2 protein-coding genes and 1 pseudogene are annotated in these 1,370 nt (G+C 65.5%); all 3 read left to right on the top strand.

The genetic code is table 11. From position 1 onward, the window contains the following. A partial coding sequence (locus tag AX735_RS00475) for a class I tRNA ligase family protein (RefSeq protein WP_156447377.1) occupies positions 1 to 489 on the top strand: 489 nt, incomplete at its 5' end. A 154-nt stretch (positions 490 to 643) separates the two neighbouring features. Then, positions 644 to 1,141 carry an LPS assembly lipoprotein LptE gene (gene lptE / locus AX735_RS00470; protein ID WP_137775848.1) on the top strand — a complete coding sequence of 166 codons (498 nt, stop codon included), beginning with the start codon at positions 644 to 646 and terminating at the stop codon, positions 1,139 to 1,141. Continuing rightward, positions 1,138 to 1,370: pseudogene (locus AX735_RS00465) on the top strand (DNA polymerase III subunit delta); the annotation flags it as partial. The gene lptE and the pseudogene AX735_RS00465, both read left to right, overlap by 4 nt.

Raw genomic sequence — 1,370 nt, 5'->3', positions numbered from 1 at the left:
GAACCCGCCGAGGGCCAGGACAAGGCCTTGGACCGCAAGCTGCACCAGTCGATCGATCTGATTGCCAAGGACATCGAGGCGCTCGCCTTCAACAAGGCGGTGGCGCGGCTGTACGAGCTGACCAACGCGATCGAGAAGGCCGCGCCCAGCGCCAGCCGCAATGTCGCGGTACGCGCGCTGGCAAGGCTGGTCGCGCCGATGGTGCCGCACCTCGCCGAAGAGGCCTGGGAAGTGCTCGAAGGCCACGGCCTCATCGCCGACGCCAGCTGGCCCGAGGTCGATCCGGCGCTGCTGGTCGAGGACGAGGTTACCATCGCGGTGCAGATCAAGGGCAAGCTGCGCGACACGCTCACCGTCGCCAAGGGCCTGCCCAACGAAGAGCTCGAACGGCTTGCGCTGGCATCGGACAAGGTGCAGCGTAGCCTCGACGGCGCGGCGATCCGCAAGGTGATCGTGGTGCCCGACCGGCTGGTCAATCTGGTGGTGTGATGGCTTTACGTATCAACTTCCGTCATGCTGAACTTGTTTCAGCACCCATCGTGCCCCAGCAGCCGAAGCCGCTTGGGGAGAAATGGGCCCTGAAACAAGTTCAGGGTGACGGGGTTGGTAGCGTACTTGCTTCCTTATGCGCCGGAGCGAACTGATGCGTGCCCTTCTCCCCCTCGCCCTGCTCGCCTCGCTGTCCGCGTGCGGGATGAAGCCGCTTTATTCGAACGGCACGCAGGGTGCGGTCGCGACCACGCTGGGCGATGTCGCGGTCGCGCCGATCCAGGGGCGCGCGGGCTGGCTGGTGAAGAATGCGCTCGACGACAAGCTTGACGCGCTGAGCAACGGAAATCAGCGCTACAAGCTGCAGGTCGTGCTCGACGACAAGATCACCGGCTTCGGTCTGCTCGCCAATGATCAGGTGACGCGCGAGCGCCGCACGCTGCGCGCGCGCTACCAATTGGTCGATATCGCGAGCGGCGAAACAGTGCTCGATGCCACCGCCGCCTCCGACGCCGGTATCGACATCGTCAGCAGCGAATATGCGACCATCGCGGCGGAGAACCGCGCGCTCGAGAACCTGTCGCTCGAGATTGCCGACCAGATCGTGACGCGCCTTTCGCTCTTCGCGCGCGAGGTTTCGGCCGCGCAATGAAGGGCGATGCAGGTGCCATCCAGGCGCTCGCCCGCAAGCCGCGCCCCGATATCCGGCTCTATCTGATCTTCGGCACCGACGATGGCGGCAATGCCGCACTGATGGCGGATATCATCGCGAGCTTTCCCAAGGGCACCGAGCGTACCGATATCGACGGGCACCAGCTCGCCAAGGACCCCTCGCTGCTCGCTGCCGAGGCCGCCTCGCTCTCGCTGTTCGGCGATGCGCG

The organism is Blastomonas sp. CCH1-A6, from assembly GCF_001556365.1.
GTDB lineage: Bacteria > Pseudomonadota > Alphaproteobacteria > Sphingomonadales > Sphingomonadaceae > Blastomonas > Blastomonas ursincola.
Note: the sequence above shows the minus strand (reverse complement) of the source record. Positions and strands in the feature narration are given on the sequence as shown.